Source organism: Halodesulfovibrio marinisediminis DSM 17456, from assembly GCF_900129975.1.
In the GTDB taxonomy this organism is placed as follows: Bacteria; Desulfobacterota; Desulfovibrionia; order Desulfovibrionales; family Desulfovibrionaceae; genus Halodesulfovibrio; species Halodesulfovibrio marinisediminis.
In genome coordinates, this window is record NZ_FSRG01000005.1 from 611,714 (window position 1) to 631,025 (window position 19,312).

A 19,312-nucleotide genomic window follows, 5' to 3' on the forward strand; every position below is an offset into this window, starting at 1 on the left:
CCATGGAGTCGGTCAAGAAATGAATGATGGATTTTTATGAGAAGAAAAGATGATTTAAAATTAAGATATTATACTGATGTGATTGGGTGTGAAAGAGTCTAAGTTATCCGCCCTAAAAAGAAGTGAAGCCTTTCTTCCGTGCTCTAGGTAGCAAAAAAACTTTAGTCTTTAATGAGTAGTCTAGCTAGGCAATCCCGTTAAGAATTGAGTCATTGTAAGTACCTAATGCTATGGAGTCGTTGTCATCAATATGGTAGTTACGTAATTTTTTGAAATCTTGCTTCCGCTATGTCGTCCCTTCCTAGAGGGAAGCATTATAAAAGGATTAAGCACTTCTTTTGTTACTCAGCCTGTTAAAAAGGGTCCGAAAATAAAAAAAGCATGCACTGAACGGTGCATGCTTTTTTTATTACGGGGTGCTTATTATTTTAAATGGCTGTGGTCACAAGTGACAATGACTGGTGTTCTCCTGTCTGTCGAGGTAAGCCTTAGTCAGCTTCAACAGGCACAAATGAGAATGTGGTTACGTCGAAGAGACCGCCGTCTGTAAGCTTAAGAGCCGGGATTACAGGAAGACTCATGAAACTGAGGGTCATGAACGGCTGCAATTTAGGGTTGATGTTGAATTCTTTTGCAAGGGTCAACAGCTCTTCCATTTTTGCTGCAACTTCCTGCGCTGGCTGATCGGACATGAGTCCAGCAATTGGCAGTGCAAGGTGTCCAAGTACTTTACCTTCACGAACGAGGGTAATGCCGCCGCCGATTTCTTTGAGATCGTTGATGGCTACGAGCATGTCTTCGTCGTTATCACCTGCCACAACGATATTGTGTGAATCGTGAGCGATGGTGGTGGCAATTGCACCGTTTTTGATGTGGTAGTTTTCAAAGATGCCGAGACCGATATTTCCGGTGGCGTTGTGTCGTTCTACCACAGCAATTTTTGCAAGTCCTTCGTTCTGCTTTGCGTTAAAGCAGCCTTCTTCATCCAGAACAACCTCTTTGGTGACGGACTCGGTGAGAACGGTATCCGGAATAACGCGCATTGTGCGTACTTTGTTGCTGGAAAGTTTGAGCTTGAGGGCACCAAGAGAGATGTCGGAAAGGTTCACGGTATCGCGAACAGACTCACGTACAAGTTCCTGTGTTTCAATAAGCAGGGTGCCATTTTTCGCAATATGGTCACCATTGGTGAACACGTGACTTACTTCAAAGTCAGTGAGGTCGCGAACAATCATGATGTCTGCATCGTAACCAGGTGCGACAGCACCTTTGCTTTTGAGACCGTAGCATTCAGCAGCGTTCAGAGTGCCGATGGTGATTGCCTGAAGTGCACTAACGCCTTCTTCAACAGCAATTTTGAGGTTTTTGTTCAGATGGCCGTTTGCAAGAATGTCTGCGGGTTCGCGGTCGTCGGTGCAGAAGACACAACGGCGATAGTTTGCATCGGTAAGACCTTTTGCAAGTGCACGAAGGTCTTTGGTTGCAGAACCTTCACGAATAAGCACGTACATGCCGAGGCGGATGCGCTCGTGCATTTCTTCTACGGTTGAACATTCGTGATCAGTTTTGATTCCGGACGCAGCATAGGCGATGAGGTCACGACCGGATAAACCAGGGGTGTGACCGTCTGCTACGCGGTCACGGGATGCAGCCATGTAAATTTTATCCAGCATTGCAGGGTCACTGTTGATAACAGCAGGGAAGTTCATAACTTCTGCAAGCCCGTGCACGCCTTCTTGGTCGATGAGCTCGGAAAGTTCCTTTGCTTCAAGAGTGGCACCGGAGTTTTCGAATGGGGTCGCTGGCACACAGGAAGGAAGCATGATGCGTACGTTCAGCGGCAGGTCTTTGGATGCATCCAGCATGTAGCGGATACCTTCAAGCCCACAGACGTTAGCGATTTCATGTGGATCTGCAATGATAGTGGTTGTACCGTATGGTAGAACGCATTTTGCGAACTGAGCTGGAGAAACAACAGAAGATTCAATATGAACGTGACCGTCAATCAGGCCAGGCATAACGTATCCACCAGCGGCATCAATGATCTTGGCAGCTTCATATTCACCGAAGCCGACAATTTTACCGTCGCCAATGGCAACAGGGCTTTCAAAAATTGTCTGAGAGAAAACATCAACAACCTTACAGTTGGTAATGAGAGTATCTACTGGAGTTCGTCCAGCTGCCATGTCGATGCGACGAGCAAGAGCTTCACGTTCAGTCATGATCTTTCCTTATATATAATTATACAGCGTAAAAATGTCGTATTAGGTACGGAGCCAATATCATGTAACACGTCTGGATGAAAGGAGAAGAGAAGTGTTCTTTATGAGTTTTGGTAACGTGTTGATGATACTTGCATTGTACGGTGTATCTCAGTTTTTTGTCCGCTTTCGTTGAACAAGTTGTATCTGACTTCATACGAATTCAGCATGCTTCCGGCATCAATCCTTTCCATGTGCTTCAGACCTTGTGCGGTTATTATCATATCACCTTGTACTCGAGATGTTGCCGTAAACTCTGTTGTTCTGAATACGCGTAATGCTGACTTGCCTGCCAAGGTAGATACTTTACTAGCTGTGAGTAACATCAGACGTTCGAACATTGTATCAGTATTGACTCTAAAAGCACTATCTATCAGGTGAGTGGTTTCTTTTTACCTGCAAGGCCGAAAGGTCAGGGCTCAGCGCCACAAAGGAAGTGAGAACTTGTAGTTCATGTAGACTAGGTGGTGGGGATGAGTATTGCATTTCAATAGGAGTTCTCCGGATAATGGCAAATCAAAATATTTCGCGACAGCATCAGTTGGTAGTGCATGTCTTGAAGTGGAGAGTGATTATGCCATTTTTTCCTGAAATTATTTATCTGGAGAACTCCTGTTAGCGGTGTGCTGTTAACGCGAAGTCACTAGTTGTATGGCGGTACCAGCACGGTCAGGGAAATCAGAGATAAGTCCGTTGGCCCCCCAGTTGGCAAACGCGTAGAGTTCGTGCTCACAGTTGATTGTCCAGATGTTGACCAAAATTCCGGCTTCACGCAGGTCTTTGATGTCGTCTGCTGTGGTGAATGTCCGGCATGGATGGTAGGCAACAGCATTAAGCTGTTTGCAGTACTCAACAGGGTTTTCGATACGTTCTTCCGTGAGAATTCCTAACGCCATTTCTGGCATTTCTGCATGGATCGTCTTGAGGTAATCGTGATTGAAAGAAGAGATTAGGATTCGTTCTTCCAAACCATGCTTCTGAATATGTTCTAGGATCGTATGTACGATAGTGTGGGTGTTATCGTCGATCTTAGTTTGATCTTTGATTTCAAGGTTGAGCAGCATGTTGGACGCTTTGATGAAAAAGAGAAGTTCATCCAGTGTAGGAATGATTGTTCCGGTAAATCCTTCTGCGATTTTAGCAGGAACAGTGCCGCTTTTAATTTGTTCGTAAGGATCGCTTTCTGCGTACCATTTACCTGCATCAAGTGATCGTACTTCTTCGAGAGTAAGGTGATGGATGCCTGTTTTTTCGCCATTTTTTTGCAGATGTTTGAGTTCTGCAATGTTGGTAGTGCGGGTGAGTACGAAGTCATGGAAAATAACGGCGTATCCATCCTTTGTCAGGTTTACATCAAGCTCAATCGCTTCAGCACCTAATTCTAAGGCTTTGTGAAACGCGGGCATGGTGTTTTCCGGAGCGTAGGCTCGTGCACCACGGTGCGCATAGGTAATGCGTTCGTTCGCTTTATTAGTAAACACAGGAATCTCCTGTACAGGCTGCCAGAGTTAGGTTGAATTAAATAGCAAGGAGTTATGGCAGCAAAACGTACTTGCATGGAATAATTACCGACAAGGACGCCATATCATCCATAGAACAGAGAGGGAAGCAGAGAAGACGTGGTGGAGTGAGGGTAGCAAAAATTGATGCAGCTGTTTTTTGTGAAGCGGAAGCGGGTAACACGAAGGTTTTGTGGCAGTAAAGAAGTGAAGCCCGTGCGTTGAGCACGGGCTTCGTTTATTTATTATTGCTGAAGGTCGTCAATGAGCGTTTTCAGGTTTTGCGCTAGTCGGGAAAGTTCCACGACTGCGTGTGCTGATTCTGTAAGTGCTTGTGCAGACTCATCCGCAAGGCGGTTAACTTCTTCGGTTGCTCCGGAAATTTGCTCTGCGGCGGCTGACTGTTCTTCTGCTGCAGTGGCAATGGAACGTACTCTGTCCGAAGTTTCCATTACCCTATCAACGATTTGTCCCAAAGCTTCGCCTGCATTTTGTGTTTGCGAATTAGTAGATTCAACAAGTGTAGACACATCCTGCATATGGTTGAGCGTATTGACAGTGCTTTGCTGGATTCCTTGCACAACAGATTCAACCTCTTTTGTTGCATCCATTGTTTTTTCTGCAAGTTTACGAACCTCGTCTGCAACAACTGCAAATCCACGCCCAGCTTCACCTGCACGAGCAGCTTCAATTGCCGCGTTAAGTGCCAGCAGGTTTGTTTGGTCAGCAATGTCGTTGATTACACTTATAATATTGCCGATACCGTCCGCCTGAGCCCCTAACTCGTTAAGGGTGGTGAGCATTGCTTCAGCTTTGGAAGATACTTCGTCAATGGAGGAGACTACTTGGTTTACAACCGTTGCACCATTATCGGCTGTTGTTCGAGCGTCTTCGGCGTTTTCTGCCGCGTCGGATGCGTTTTTGGCCACTTCAAGAGTTGTAGCGTTCATTTCTTCAATCGCAATGGCTGACTCTCCAACTCGTTCTGCCTGTGTGGATGCACCGGCTCTACACTGTTCTACCTGGGCAGAAAGCTCTTCAGCAGCTGAAGATACTTGGTCTGCAATAGAGTGTGCCTGTGCTGCTGTGTCAGCAATACGTTCATTCTGACGAAGTATAACAGCTTCGTTTTCACGAATTTCTGTCATGTCATGCCAGAAGGCTACAGAGCCAAGAAGGTTGCCATCCATGTCGTAGAATGGAGTAACGCTGGCGTGTACATAGAGTTTTTTTCCTGTAGGATGCGTGTATTCAATTTCTTTCTCAATAGCTTGTTCAGAGCGGATAGCCTGATCTGACAGGGTGTCAGCACTTGCGTCATCAAAGAAGAACTGACCTGAACGTATCCCAACATAGCTTTCTGGTGTACCGGTTTTACCGATAAAATCGCAAAGCTGCTTGTTGGTCCATACGACATTAAAATCAGGGCCGATGATGGAACAAGGGGTAGGAATACCATTAAGAACACCTTCAGAGAATCCAAGCTTGTTTTTCAGCTCGGCAACCATGGCGTTAACAGAAGTTACTGTTCCTCCGATGGCATCATTCAGAGTGTAGTTTGAGCGGGCGTTAAGATCTCCTTCCGCAATCTTTTTTGTTGTGGCGCTCAAGTCTTCAAGCGGGCGCAACAAGGCACGAAGAAGGAATATGAGAAGAATACTGGAAAGGATAATGCCGGCGCAGATGCTTATAATGGCAAGCTCTTGTAACGTTTCGTCAGCTCCGAGGCTGAGATCTTCTACAGGGATTGTGAAGAAAACGTGCCAATCTCTGGATTCAATTGTTTGTGAGAAGGAAAGGCGTTCTACTCCTTTGTAGGTGTAGTGAGAAAAGCCGTTTTTGTTCTTCATCATCGTTCGGCCGAATTCGGTGCTGTTCATGTTGCCGTTAGCCATCAGAGATGCATCTGGATGATAAACAAAAGATCCGTCGGAGCGGGCGATCATTGGATAACCGTGTCCGTCATATGTAATTTTTTTGATCACTTCGAGCAGCGGCGGAGTCATCATTGGACGACCACAGAAAACGACGGCAACAATGTTCCCCTGAACATCTTTGAGTGGTTTGTATATTGTAACATACCAAGCGTTTACGACAAAAGCTCTGCCTCGGTACGTTTGGCCGCTCATAACTGTTTGATATACAGCACTTCTGGAAGGAATGTAGGTGCCCGTGGCACGATTGCCATTAAGTTTCTTTACGTTGGTCGAAACTCGAAGGAGCTTGTTTGGAAGAACCTGAAAAATTGTTGCAGTACCACCAACAATCGATTGCACTTTGTCTACAAGCTCGTTGCTTTTGTTCAAAACAGTTGCAGCATATCCTTTTCCAAGCTTGAGAGTTGGTATTGATACTGTCTCCGACTGCTTAGTAATTTGGTTGGTGATTGTTGTCGTGATAATGTTGCCTGTATCAAGATTTAGTCCGCCATAGGATTCAATTTCATCTTCAAAAATACCTACGTCAGCCTGAAGCTTTTCCAGCGTGATTTGGTGTTGCATTTCTACGCTATCTTTTAGTCCTACAACCATAGTGCTTATGAATTGGTCACCAAGATTAACCAGTGCACCATGTGAAACTTTGTAGTTGCTCCAGCTAAGAACACCTAGCAATGTAACAATTACAAGCAATACAGAGCCGATTAATTTACGGTTAAAATTAAGCTCCATTTTTCTTGCCCCCGATAGTTAGGTTAACTTTTTCGATACATCACTTGTTTGGTAATGACGTAACTAATTAATGAATAATTTTTGCAGTGCCCTGTATGTCGCTTCATGGCTTATTCAATGCTTCTCAAGACCCCTTAAGGAAGTATCGGCTATGGAATATTTGATCCTGATAGCAAATAAAACTTTCCTTAGAGAAGCATGTGAACTGTAAACCTTATGTTCTTCATATCGGAATTTTTAGTAGAAGCTTTATGTTCTTGGATGTAGGTGTTTAGCGGTTTTACGTGTGTAACTAATTGTTTATGCATGTTAAAATGTGTATTGAAATATGGTAGAAGTGCCGCATGCGGAAAGGAGAGTGTCCATCTCTTGTTGTGGTGTTTTTATATAAGAATTTAGATATGTTGTCTGGTTCATAAAAATGCCTTGACAAATTCAAACACCGTTTGAAATAAAGTTTCAAACGGTGTTTGAATTTGATCGAGGTATTGAGGTGAGGTGTGAATGGATAAAAAGGTAATTCCCGCACGATTTAAAGAAATTGCGCGAAATTATTATGATTCAAGGGAGCAAGCGTTAAACGCATGGAAGGAACAGCGCAGTCAGGCGCATGATGCGTCAGATACGCGTAGCCGCATTTTTAATGCGGCTCGTACTATTTTTTCCCAGAAAGGGCACAACGCAACAGTGCGTGAAATTTGCCATGCAGCAGATGCAAACGTATCTGCTGTTAATTATCATTTTGGAAATAAAAATAGCTTGTTAGCTGCTGTGCTTGAAGAGTTTTTGCACGAAATACGGGGTATATACCCTATGCACGGTGGGGTGACAGACCTTGCAGAACCTGAAGAAAGGTTATTTGGTTTTACCTTGGGCTGTGTAAGCCGGATGCTCCTCTGGCATGGTGAGGAATACCGGAATCTTAATAAGCTGTTACTTGATGCTTTTATTAATGATTTTGAAGAATTCTTGCATGTCTCGCAAAGGGACTGGCTTGAGCTTCGTGGGATAGTCATCCCGATTATTGATGCCATGACAGGGAATATTTGGGGCGCAAGGCAGCTTGATTCTTTAACCAGTGGCTATTTTTCGCAGCTATTTTTCTATGCTATGCATATCGATGACTTGTTGTCAGTACGAAGTCAGGAGTTTTTTACTGATGAGCAAGTGTATGGTATTGCGCAACATATTACTGCCTTCTCTATTGGGGGCATTAAGAATTATTCGGAGTTGATGGATGCAGAGATTGATTTCCCTCATTTGTGTGATGCTGATTGTGGCAAGCATGCTCGTAAGCTTGACGGCGTGTAGCAACGGTGAAGCAAGTGAAACTGCGCAGAATGTACCTGAATCAAAAGAATATGTTGTAAATGTAAAAGTTGAAAAGCTTACCCCTGCTGCAATCACCGATACAATAATGTTGCCGGGTGAAACTGAAGCTATATATGACGTTTCATTGGCTGCCGAGCAGGATGGTTTAATTGAGTGGGTTGGCGTGACAGAAGGGGATTCTGTTAAAGCTGATGCTCAGCTTGTCCGTATTGACCTTGAAGCGCTTAAGGCTGCAAAGGATCGCGCGGAGGCGAACCTTACGATGAAAAAGCATCAGCTAAAGCGTCGTAGAAAACTTTATGAGGGGAACGTACTTTCCCGTGAGGAACTTGAACAGGCAGAAACTGAATTTACCGTTGCAGAAACTAACTTGCGTGAAGCAGAAGTTAAATATGAACATGGTATCGTGGTGTCTCCTGTCGCCGGAATGGTGAACACTGTTAATGTTGATCCGGGCGAATATGTTTCCAAGGGCAATCCGATTGCAAATATTGTAAACGTTGACCAGATTAAGATTACCTTTAATGTACCGGAGATGGATGTACGTTTTCTCTCTAAGGGACTGACTGCGCCAGTTGTTTTTGATGCGTACCCGAGAGAAGAATGGAACGGGGTGGTCGACTTTGTTGCATGGAAAGCTGACCCCGCAACCAGAACATTCCCTGTTCGTCTCATTGTGCAAAATACTGATGGTCGTATCCGTCCGGGGATGATTGCCCGCGCAAGCTTTGTGCGGCGTTCCCTTAACGATATTGTTTCTATCCCACTTTTTTCTGTTATTGATAAGGGTGGAGAACGTATCGCGTTTGTTGAGAAAAACGGGGTAGCTGAAGCGCGTACCGTAAAGCTCGGTGTTATTGACGGCGACAGAGTACAGATTCTTGCCGGCTTGAATGTAGGTGAAAATCTCATTGTAGCAGGCCATCGGGAAGTTGAAGACGGCGTGAAGGTGGACGTTCGATGATACTTAATGAAGTAGCGTTGAAAAGGCAGTCCGTTGTATTTGTATTCTTATGGCTTGTAGTATTAGCTGGTTTAAGCAGTTACTTTTCACTGCCGCGTGAAGCTGAACCGGATATTACAATCCCATATATCTTCGTTAATACTACATACGACGGTGTTGCCCCTGAAGATATTGAAAAGCTTGTCACTGTTCCTCTTGAACGAAAACTTAAAGGGCTCGCTGATGTTGAAGAGCTTAGATCAACATCCAAAGATGGTGAATCCGCCATTGCTATTAAGTTTTTACCAAGTGTAGATATCGATGATGCATTGCAAAAAGTGCGTGATAAGGTTGATCAGGCTAAAGGGGATCTTCCAAGTGATCTAGAAGATGATCCTCTTGTTTCTGAAGCAAACTTCTCAGACCTGCCGACAATGCAGGTGGTTCTGTCGGGGCAGTTTAGTCTAAAGCGGCTTAAAGTGTTTGCAGAAGATTTGGAGGACAAGCTTGAATCTGTTCAAGGTGTTCTTGATGCACGTCTTATCGGCGGCCTTGAACGTGAGATTCATGTAGAGTTCGACCTCGACCGTATCGCGGCATACAATGTGCCATTCAACGCATTGGTGAATTCGGTTGAAAAGGGCAACGTGAACATGCCGGGCGGTTCCATGGATATTGGTGATGCCCGCTATCAAGTGCGAGTGCCGGAGGATTTTCAAAATCCTTCTGAAATTAATAATATTGTTGCGTTCGTGCGTGACGGTAAGCCTGTGTATCTTCGTGATATTGCGTCAATTCGTGACCATTACAAAGATCCAGTTACCCGAAGCCGTATGAATGGGCAGAATGCTGTTACACTTCAAATTATTAAGCGAAGTGGTGCGAATATTGTTGCGGTAAACCAAGGCGTTACTGTTGCTCTTGAAGAAGCAAAGAAGTTTCTTCCTCCGACCCTGCAACTTGATGTTGTGGGTGACAGAGCAGATGACGTTCGCATGATGGTGTCTGACCTTGAGAACAACATTCTTACAGGTCTTGTTCTGGTACTTGGCGTTGTATTCTTTTTTATCGGTGGTCGATCAGCGTTTTTTGTTTCTATTGCGATCCCGCTTTCGATGCTCATTACCTTTGTACTACTGCGTATGTTGGGCATTACGCTTAACACGGTTGTGCTGTTTTCGCTTATTTTGGCCCTCGGTATGCTGGTAGATAACGGCATTGTTATTGTAGAGAATATATACAGGCACATGCAGGAAGGCAAAGGCCGTTTCGAAGCGGCAATGGATGGTACAAATGAGGTGGCATGGCCTGTTATTACCTCAACTCTGACAACGGTAGGCGCCTTTTTCCCGATGATATTCTGGCCGGGTGTTATGGGCGAGTTTATGTCCTACTTGCCTCGAACAGTTATTCTTGCTTTGTTTGGTTCTTTGTTTGTTGCGCTTGTGATTAACCCGGTCCTTTCTTCACGCTACCAGACTGCGACCCCGCCTAAGTTTGCAGATAGCGGCGAGGAAAACATTACCGGAGGACGTCGCATCTATTTAGCGATGTTGAATTGGTCTCTGGATCATCGCTGTGCTGTTCTCGCAATTTCTATTGTAATGTTCTTTGGTTCCATTTTTGCTTTTGGCATATATGGCAAGGGCGTTGAGTTCTTTCCTAAAGCTGAACCGAAACGAGCAAACGTAAATATCAAGGCTCCGGTGGGAACAAACCTTGATGCTACTGATCGTTTTATGCGTGTTGTTGAACGCGTTGGTGAAGAATATGGAGATGTTCGCTTTGTTATTGCGAATACCGGCTCAGGTTCCGGTGGGGCCTTTGGCGGTGGTGGCACTGGGACACATCTTGGTGCTGTAACACTGGACTTTAAACCGATTGCAGAGCGTGGTCTCCAATCATCTGACATTATTAACGAAGTACGTGACCGTCTCACCGCTATGATTACCGGTGCAGAAGTACGAGTTGAAGAAGAGAAAGGCGGCCCTCCAACCGGTTCTCCGATAAATCTTGAAGTCTACGGCAAGGATATGCATGAGCTTGGTGCTATTGTCGAAAATATTCGCGGCATCATACGAGATATTCCGGGCCCTGTTGACGTAAAAGATGACTTTGTTTCCGGTAAGCCGGAAGTTCAGATTCGTGTTGATAAAGAGCGTGCTGCGTTGCTTGGCCTAGATACGTTTACAATTGCATACACTATTAAGGCTGCGATCAACGGTGTTAAGGTTGGCGTCTTCCGTGAAGGAAAAGACGAGTATGATATTCTGACAAAGCTTCCGCAAAACGAGCGTCAGTCTATTAAAGCTCTACGCCGAATTACTGTATCCGGTCCTGCTGGTGAGCCAATTCCGCTTACCTCTGTAGCATCTGTTAAGCTTGCATCCGGTCTTGGTGCAATTAACCACAAAGATCAGAAACGAGTAGTAACAGTTTCTGCAAATGTAGAAGGACGACTTGCGAACGATGTTATTCGTGATCTTGATGCTCGTCTTAAAGAAATGAGTTGGCCTCGCGGATACTCGTACACCTTTACCGGTGAGCAGGAAGAACAGCGTAAGGCGCAGGCGTTTCTTTCTGAAGCATTTGTTGCAACTATCTTCCTGATCTTCCTTGTGCTGGTTGCGCAGTTTAACTCAATGGCAACACCATTTATTATTCTTACCTCAGTGTTATTGTCACTTATCGGCGTATTCGGCGGGCTTCTTATTTGTGGAATGCCGTTCGGTGTCGTTATGACAGGTGTAGGGGTAATTTCATTGGCTGGTGTTGTTGTTAACAACGCAATTGTGCTTATTGACTACTTTGAACAATTGCGGGCTAAGGGAATGAAAACACGTGAGGCCCTTATCAAAGCCGGCCTTACACGTTTCCGCCCTGTATTGCTTACAGCGATCACTACTATTCTTGGCTTGCTGCCGATGGCAGTGGGTATCAGTTTTGACTTCTTTACGTTTACGTTTATCACGAAGTCTGACTCTACAGAGTGGTGGAGTCCTATGGCTGTGGCTGTGATTTTTGGTCTTTTTGTTGCGACAATGCTTACACTGCTTGTTGTCCCAGTACTTTGCTCCCTTAAAGATGGTGCAAAAGCACGTTGGGGAAAATTGACCAAAAAGGATATACTGGAAGATGAAATTGAAGCAGTACTTAAAGAATCCATAGAGGAAAGTAAAAAACATAAAGGTGCAGAGGCCGCACCGGGTGATGCCGCTTAGCCGCTACCTGTTATCCTGAATAGTGACGCCCCTGACGGACTTTGTCTGTCAGGGGCGTTTTTGTATGGCTTATTGAGAAAAAATTATGCGCTATGCAAGGTGGCATGTGCTGAACGCTTCGTAGACCTCTTCTTTGGTCATGATGCCCAGCCGGACCGCTGCTTCTGCAACTGGAATACGTTCTTTAAGAGAGAGCTTGGCGATGTCTGCAGCCTTTTCGTATCCGATAATCGGCACAAGGGCTGTGGCCATAACAGAACTTTGGTGAAGAAGTTCAGTGCAGCGTCCTTCATTCGCAGTGATACCATTGACGCACTTTGTAGCAAGGGCGTGCATTGCATTCACCAGCATGCGGACAGATTGGAGTACATTGAGAATAATAACCGGCTCCATAACATTGAGTTGGAGCTGACCGGCTTCAGCAGCCATTGTTACAGTAAGATCATGTCCGATGACCTGATAGGCAACCTGATTGACGACTTCTGGAATAACTGGATTTATTTTGCCCGGCATGATGGAAGAGCCTGCCTGTACTGCTGGCAGGCTGATTTCTCCAAAACCAGCGCAAGGACCACTGCTGAGCAGTCTGAGGTCATTGCATATCTTGGATAGCTTGACGCTGATGCGGCGAAGTGTGCCTGAGAAGGTGACAAATGCTCCCATGTCGGAGGATGCTTCGATAAGGTTAGCGGCAGGAATTAGTTCATACCCCACAAGATCACTAAGGTGTCGAACAGCCTTATATGAAAAGTGCGGCGGTGTGTTGATACATGTACCAATTGCGGTACCACCAAGGTTGATTTCTTTGAGCAACTGGGACAGCTGTATGACACGTTCCACATCTTCTTCAATGGTTACTGCATACGCTGCGAACTCAGATCCGAGAGTGATAGGTACTGCGTCCTGTAATTGGGTTCTGCCGACTTTAAGAATGGAGGTGAACTCTTCTGCGCGTTCTTTGAATGCAGCACTAAGTTCCAGTTGCTGATCTGTAAGTTCTTTGCAGATACTTAAAACAGCAATTCGTGCACTTGTTGGGTATACATCGTTTGTAGACTGTGAGCAGTTAACATGATCATTAGGGTGCAGGTGTGTGTAGTCACCTTTTTGGAAACCCATTTTTTCCAAAGCAAGGTTTGCAATAACCTCGTTGGCGTTCATGTTTGTGGAGGTGCCAGCACCGCCTTGCATCATGTCGACGACGAATTGGTCGTGGTATTCACCGTCTATGATGTCGTCACAGGCTTCAATAATGGCATTGGCTTGGATATCTGTAAGAAGCTTACTTTCAAAGTTTGTGAGGGCACATGCTTTTTTTACACGCGCCAGTGATGTGACCAGTTCCGGAAAGTGGTGCAAGGGGATGCCGGTGATGGTGAAGTTCTGGAGGGCACGGGCTGTGTGTACTCCGTAGTACACATCCTTAGGGACTTGAAAATCGCCAAGAGAGTCATGTTCAATGCGGTATTGCTCGTTCATGGGGACTCCGCAACGTAATGGCTGTTGATGAAAATGCTTTAGGCGGTGCTCTTGTTATTCCATTCATGAGCTTCACCATGCCCGAATAAGCGGGGCGCGATGAAGAGCATTTGAATAGTTGTGGGTGCCTAACGCACGTAAAATATTAACGTTAGGTGTAGTTAAACATGAAAACAACCTAATCGCGAGTGTTATCTAATGGTGGGATTTTGAAGGGGGACTATTTAGTCCTAGCCCAATCCCAGCTTGTTATGTTGCATTGGCTTTCTAGGGTGTCTTCCTGAGAATCTTCCATGGCGGAAAAGAAATTAATGCCGGTTAGTGCTTCGATAGTATTAATTGATACAGCAAATGAGCTTAATTTTTTCTTCGACCCTTTGTTGGGCAATAGGAAAGCGATAGCTTTGTTTTGTGATGGGACGTAGATTATTTTATAATACGCTTCCGGCACGAGAACATGGTTGCGCCCGATGTACTGATTTCCTGAAAGGACACCTGCGGTTACTACAATTATTGTGTCTTGTTCAGCCCACTTGCGGACTTGTGCTTCAAGTTTTTTCCATATGCCGCGGTTAAACTTTGGACGTTGCGGGCTCATGTTCGACATGAGGAACGAATCACGCATTGCCTGTGTGCAAAAAGCCATATCGGCGGCAGGAGCAAGGTGGCCTCGGTCGAAACCTGATTTTTTGTAATCTTGCAGGGTGGCAGAGTGTGTAGGAATGGCGGGGTCAGGTCGGAATCTGTCTTTTCTTTGAACACGAGGGGTGCTGGCTTCTTCTTTAGTATATTCGTACATAACCCACGCTGCTTGTTCTGTTTCTTCATCGTACCCGAGAGAATAATATTCATGATGTACAATGTAGTCTGAGATGTTTTCTTTTGGAATAAGCTCTTTGTAGATCTCTGCTAGTAACGTGGAGGGAGTGATTGTAAGAAGAACAAGACATACAATTTGCAGAAGCTTTTTCATTAATAATCCCTTCTATAAAAGCTGGAATACATATCAAGAAAAAACGCACGATACGAATGTATTGTGCGTTTTTTACGTTAGCCAACATTATAGAATGGATGAAATGTAATAAAAGTACATATAGAGTCTGAATGGTCACTCGTACTATTTTATAGAGTATTAATTGAAAAAATCGTGTGGGTGCAGAGAAGGGTATGTGGATACGTTTTGAATGGCATAGAGAACCATAAAAAAGGAAAGAAATATCCAAATCAGGATATCTTGTAATGCAATGCTGAATGTCCGGAAATGGTAGAAGTGTAATGGGTACTATACGTTTGGTGACATTTTTAAACATTTGTCATCGGCTTGGTGAGGATAGGCGGCAGCCTGGATGAAGCTGAGGGTGAGAAGTGTGTGCTACTCGAGCGACAGGCATAAAAAAAAGGGTTGTATCTTTCGATACAACCCATAACAACACTGTGGCGATGAGGGAGAGATTCGAACTCTCGATACGCTTTTAAGGCGTATACTCCCTTAGCAGGGGAGCTCCTTCGGCCAGCTCGGACACCTCACCGTTTGTTAGTGGTCTTAACGAAGTCATTCCTCCGTCGCGACGAAAGAGTGTTTACAGAAAACGGGGGGTAACTGTCAAGCGCAATTTTAAAAATAATTTTAAATTATGCGGTGTCTTTTGCTACTTTCCGTGTAAAGCGTTGCTAGCTGCGGTAATCTGCATTGATGGTAATATATTCATGGGTCAAATCGGATGCAAATAATTCTGCTTTACCATCGCCGTTTCCAAGAACAATGTCGATGAGAATGTCACGTTCTTCTAAATATGGCTTGAGCAGGGTGTCAAAATCAGCATCTGTAGGCTGACCATCTTTGAACAATTCAATGCCGCACATGGAAAGTTGTACATCGTTTGCTTCGAACTCAACACCACTCCGACCGATGGCAGCAACAATACGACCCCAGTTAGCATCTTTACCGTAGATGGCAGTCTTTACCAGTGGGGAGTGCCCGACGGTTCGTGCAACTTGATCAGCCTCGGCATCGTTTTTAGCACCGGTAACTTTAATTTGCATGACCTTAGTGGCACCTTCGCCATCCTGAACCAGCTGGTAGGATAATTCACGCATAATGGCAGTTACAGCCTGCTGGAACTCTTGTTCATTAGCTTCGGTAATGCAAGCACCACTAGCGCTGTTAGCTAATGCCAATACACAGTCATTTGTAGAAGTGTCGCCATCTACAGAAACGCAGTTGAATGAGCCGTCAACACCAGTTTTCACAATGCGTTTCCACATTGCTGCATCAATGTTAGCGTCGGTGATAACAGTGCCCAGCATGGTTGCCATGTTAGGACAAATCATGCCTGCACCTTTTGCCATACCGGCAATGACAATTGGCTTACCATCAACAGTAATTGTTCGGCTGGCTGTTTTAGGGAAGGTGTCTGTGGTCATAATGGCTTTTGCAAAGTCATCGCCAGTATGTTTGCCCACAGCGTCAGCAAGAGCTGGTGCAGCAGCTTCCCATTTTTCCATATCGAACTGCAAACCGATAACACCGGTAGAAGCAGGAAGAATAGCGTCGGAAGTAAGCCCGAGTCGGGAAGAAACAAGTTCCAGCGTACGTTTGCAGTTAGCAAGACCTTCTTCGCCGGTACATGCGTTAGCGCTGCCTGCGTTGATCATAACAGCTTGAACTTGAGTAGAAGTTTCAACAAGTTCTTTGGCAACCAGCACAGGAGCAGCCTGAAATTTATTTGTGGTGAATGTTCCTGCGGCAACGCAAGGTGTTTCACTTACGATAAGCGCAAGGTCGAGTCTGCCAGAATACTTTAAATTCCCTTCAATGGCAGCGTATTTGTATCCCTTAGGAGTATCCACAGCATTTCTCGTCTTTGTTAGTTGTTAAAACGTGGTTCCATTAGTCAATACGTCATAATTTGCGAGACTGCTCAGAATGTCAATGAGGAGTTGCAGTTAGTTTTAAGGTCTCTTCGGTCGGCCTGAGAACCTTTCTAAGTAGAAAGGTTTTCAGGAATCTCTAAAGACTTTTGCTTGCGAGGCTAGCTAGTGTTTATGTTCTCACGCGGCTTATGCCTCACTACCTTTCAATAAATAAAAAAGGGTGGAGTTAAAAACTCCACCCTTTTTAAAACGTCATAAAGTCGTAATTGATGCTGGGGGCGTGCATTCTTCGCTATTCGGGTCAAGGGGCAGAGCCAATCCCCGTCGGAGACACGCCCAAGGCAAAGAACCTTAAGCGCCGCAGGCATTCTTAGACTATGCTCCGCAGCATTTTTTGTATTTTTTGCCGCTGCCACATGGGCAAGGAGCGTTGCGACCGATTTTAGGTTCAGCACGCTTTGCTGTTTTTGCTTCTTCTTCTCCGCCGGAGTACGTAACGTCGGTTTCTTCTTTGTGGCGGAATTCGTCACGTAGCATCTGCTGTTCTTCCTCTTCGGAACGCTGAATACGCAGACGGGTGAGTGCCTTGAACACGTTTTCGCGGATGCGGAACAGCATGTCCTGGAAGAGTTCGAAGCCTTCGCGCTTGTATTCCTGTTTTGGATCGCGCTGACCGTAGCCACGGAGGCCGATACCTTCGCGCAGGTGGTCCATGTTGAGGAGGTGCTCTTTCCAGCAGCGGTCGAGTTCTTCAAGCAGGAAGTAACGGAGAACATCTTCGTATACTTCTTTTGCATCGTTTTTGAGCACTTCAAGGCGATTCTGAACAGCTTTGTGTGCGTCTTCCTGAGTAGGAACAGACTCAAGGTTGATGGATGCAGACAGGTTGAAGACTTCATCAAGTTGTACTGGCAGTGCTTCTGCAAGCTCTTTGCGATCTTCAGGCTTGGTTGCATTCCACTGTTCGTAGAGTGCATCCATAAGATCATCGAGGAATTCCTGAATAAGCTCTTCCTGACTTTCGTTCATCATGATTTCACGACGGAGGCTGTAGATAACCTCACGCTGTTGGTTCATAACGTTGTCGTAGTCGAGGAGAGTTTTACGAATTTCAAAGTTGCGACCTTCAACGCGTTTCTGTGCGTTTTCGATTGCTTTTGAAACCATTTTGTTTTCGATCGGCTCGCCTTCTTCCATGCCGAGTTTCTGCATCATATTGGACATGCGCTCGGATGCGAATAGACGCATGAGATCGTCTTCCAGAGAGAGGTAGAAACGGGAGGAACCAGGGTCACCCTGACGACCGGAACGACCACGCAACTGGTTGTCGATGCGGCGGGATTCGTGACGTTCTGTACCAAGAATATGCAGACCGCCAGCTTCTTTTACGCCTTCGCCAAGCACGATGTCAGTACCACGACCAGCCATGTTTGTAGCAATGGTTACGTGACCTTTCTGTCCAGCTTCAGCAACAATTTGAGCTTCCTGCTCATGATGCTTCGCGTTCAGAACGTTGTGCGGGATGCGGCGCTGTTTGAGCAGCTGAGAAAGCACTTCAGACGTTTCGATGGAGATAGTACCAACGAGAACCGGCTGACCTGCTTTATGCAGTTCAGTAATGGAGTCTGCAATTGCGTTGAATTTTTCACGGGTGGTACGGTAGATAACATCCGGAAAATCTTTACGCTGCATTGGACGGTTAGTCGGAATGGTACATACTTCCAAGTTGTAGATCTGCTGGAATTCAACAGCTTCGGTGTCAGCTGTACCAGTCATACCGCCCAGTTTTTCGTACATGCGGAAGTAGTTCTGGAAGGTGATGGAAGCAAGAGTCTGGTTTTCTGCTTCAACTTTAACACCTTCTTTTGCTTCCAGAGCCTGATGCAGACCATCGGAGAAGCGTCTGCCAGGCATGAGACGACCGGTAAATTCGTCAACAATAACAACCTGACCTTCTTTCACAATGTAATCAACATCGCGCTTGAAGATTTTGTGTGCTTTCAGTGCCTGCAATACGTGGTGCTGCAGGGTGATGTTGCTTGGGTCGTACAGGTTGTCAATTTTCAAAAGTTCTTCAACACGGATAACACCTTCGTCTGTAAGGGATACAGAACGGGCTTTTTCATCCATGGTGTAGTGTGTCTCTTCTTTGAGATAAGGAATGATTGTGTCGATTTGTCCGTACATTGCGGTAGAGTCTTCAGACGCACCGGAGATGATGAGTGGGGTACGGGCTTCGTCGACGAGGATGGAGTCAACTTCGTCGACAATAGCAAAGTGGTGCTCACGTTGTACAAGCTGTTCTTTGTAGAACTTCATGTTGTCGCGCAGGTAGTCGAAACCGAACTCGTTGTTGGTACCGTATGTGATGTCGGAACCGTATGCAGCTTTACGTTCTTCATCGTTCAGACCATGAACAATGATGCCTGTGGTAAGGCCGAGGAAGCTGTAGAGCTGTCCCATCCACTCTGCGTCACGTGTTGCAAGGTAGTCGTTCACTGTAATTACGTGCACGCCTTTACCTGATAACGCGTTCAAAACAACCGGCAGGGTAGCAACAAGGGTTTTACCTTCACCGGTCTTCATTTCTGCAATCTTGCCGTCGTGCAGTGCACAGCCACCAATCAGCTGTACGTCGTAATGGCGCATGCCGAGTACGCGCACACTTGCTTCACGGACAAGCGCAAAAACTTCAGGAAGAATTTCTTTAAGGTCTGTTCCGTTGGCAACTTCTACCTTGAGTTCGGCAATACGTGCTGGGAAGTCTTCATTCTGCATAGCCTGAATGGTAGGTTCAAGCTCGTTGACCTTTGTGATCACCGGACGCAGGCTTTTTAAGTAGCGGTCGTTCTGAGAGCCGAATACTTTCTTGATAATGAAGTTGATCATTCTTTCTCCTGAAAAACAGTATAAGACTCCAAATGAATATGGAGGAAAATTTGTAATAATTGAGATGTTATCTTTGTCACTGAAACACAGGACAATCCAACCATTGGTACTGGAATTCAATTAATAACGCAATGAGGATTGGCAA

The 19,312-nt window shown here is 45.4% G+C and carries 10 protein-coding genes and 1 tRNA gene; 3 read left to right on the top strand and 8 right to left on the bottom strand.

Annotated elements, in window-relative coordinates; translation table 11 throughout:
- Nucleotides 1-488: 488 nt before the first annotated feature.
- From ade to BUR09_RS10655, 3 genes are all read right to left on the bottom strand, one after another.
- Nucleotides 489-2,222 carry an adenine deaminase gene (gene ade, locus BUR09_RS10645; RefSeq protein ID WP_074216913.1) on the bottom strand — a complete coding sequence of 578 codons (1,734 nt, stop codon included), beginning with the start codon at nt 2,220-2,222 and terminating at the stop codon, nt 489-491.
- Between the two features lie 668 nt (nt 2,223-2,890).
- Nucleotides 2,891-3,742: a glycerophosphodiester phosphodiesterase gene (locus BUR09_RS10650; protein WP_074216914.1), complete on the bottom strand. Its 852-nt coding sequence runs from the start codon at nt 3,740-3,742 to the stop codon at nt 2,891-2,893.
- 263 nt (nt 3,743-4,005) lie between these two features.
- Nucleotides 4,006-6,429, bottom strand: a complete 2,424-nt coding sequence (locus BUR09_RS10655) for a Cache 3/Cache 2 fusion domain-containing protein (protein WP_074216915.1) — start codon at nt 6,427-6,429, stop codon at nt 4,006-4,008.
- A gap of 504 nt (nt 6,430-6,933) precedes the next feature.
- Here BUR09_RS10655 and BUR09_RS10660 point away from each other — a divergent pair.
- Genes BUR09_RS10660 through BUR09_RS10670 form a run of 3 tightly spaced genes read left to right on the top strand, consistent with a single transcriptional unit; the run spans nt 6,934 to nt 11,925 of the window.
- Nucleotides 6,934-7,740 (top strand): TetR/AcrR family transcriptional regulator, encoded by an 807-nt coding sequence (locus BUR09_RS10660; RefSeq protein WP_074216916.1) that lies wholly within the window; start codon nt 6,934-6,936, stop codon nt 7,738-7,740.
- Complete coding sequence (locus BUR09_RS10665; protein WP_074216917.1) at nt 7,667-8,725, top strand: efflux RND transporter periplasmic adaptor subunit; 1,059 nt, start codon at nt 7,667-7,669, stop codon at nt 8,723-8,725. Before BUR09_RS10660 ends, BUR09_RS10665 begins: the two co-directional genes overlap by 74 nt.
- Nucleotides 8,722-11,925: an efflux RND transporter permease subunit gene (locus BUR09_RS10670; RefSeq protein ID WP_074216918.1), complete on the top strand. Its 3,204-nt coding sequence runs from the start codon at nt 8,722-8,724 to the stop codon at nt 11,923-11,925. The genes BUR09_RS10665 and BUR09_RS10670 overlap by 4 nt, the downstream gene beginning before the upstream one ends.
- 90 nt (nt 11,926-12,015) lie before the next feature.
- On the opposite strand, the gene BUR09_RS10675 is transcribed toward BUR09_RS10670, so the two are convergent.
- From BUR09_RS10675 to secA, 5 genes are all read right to left on the bottom strand, one after another.
- A complete protein-coding gene (locus BUR09_RS10675) occupies nt 12,016-13,404 on the bottom strand; it encodes an aspartate ammonia-lyase (protein WP_074216919.1) in 1,389 nt (462 codons plus the stop codon).
- A gap of 220 nt (nt 13,405-13,624) precedes the next feature.
- On the bottom strand, nt 13,625-14,377 hold the full coding sequence (locus BUR09_RS10680; RefSeq protein WP_074216920.1) for a DNA/RNA non-specific endonuclease: 753 nt from the start codon (nt 14,375-14,377) through the stop codon (nt 13,625-13,627).
- A gap of 462 nt (nt 14,378-14,839) precedes the next feature.
- Nucleotides 14,840-14,933, bottom strand: a tRNA-Ser gene (locus BUR09_RS10685).
- A gap of 142 nt (nt 14,934-15,075) precedes the next feature.
- The gene (argJ, locus tag BUR09_RS10690; protein WP_074216921.1) at nt 15,076-16,254 is read right to left on the bottom strand and encodes a bifunctional glutamate N-acetyltransferase/amino-acid acetyltransferase ArgJ; all 1,179 of its coding nucleotides are present in this window, start codon (nt 16,252-16,254) and stop codon (nt 15,076-15,078) included.
- 399 nt (nt 16,255-16,653) lie between these two features.
- Nucleotides 16,654-19,167, bottom strand: coding sequence for a preprotein translocase subunit SecA (secA, locus tag BUR09_RS10695; protein WP_074216922.1), 2,514 nt, complete (start codon nt 19,165-19,167; stop codon nt 16,654-16,656).
- Nucleotides 19,168-19,312 lie beyond the last annotated feature (145 nt).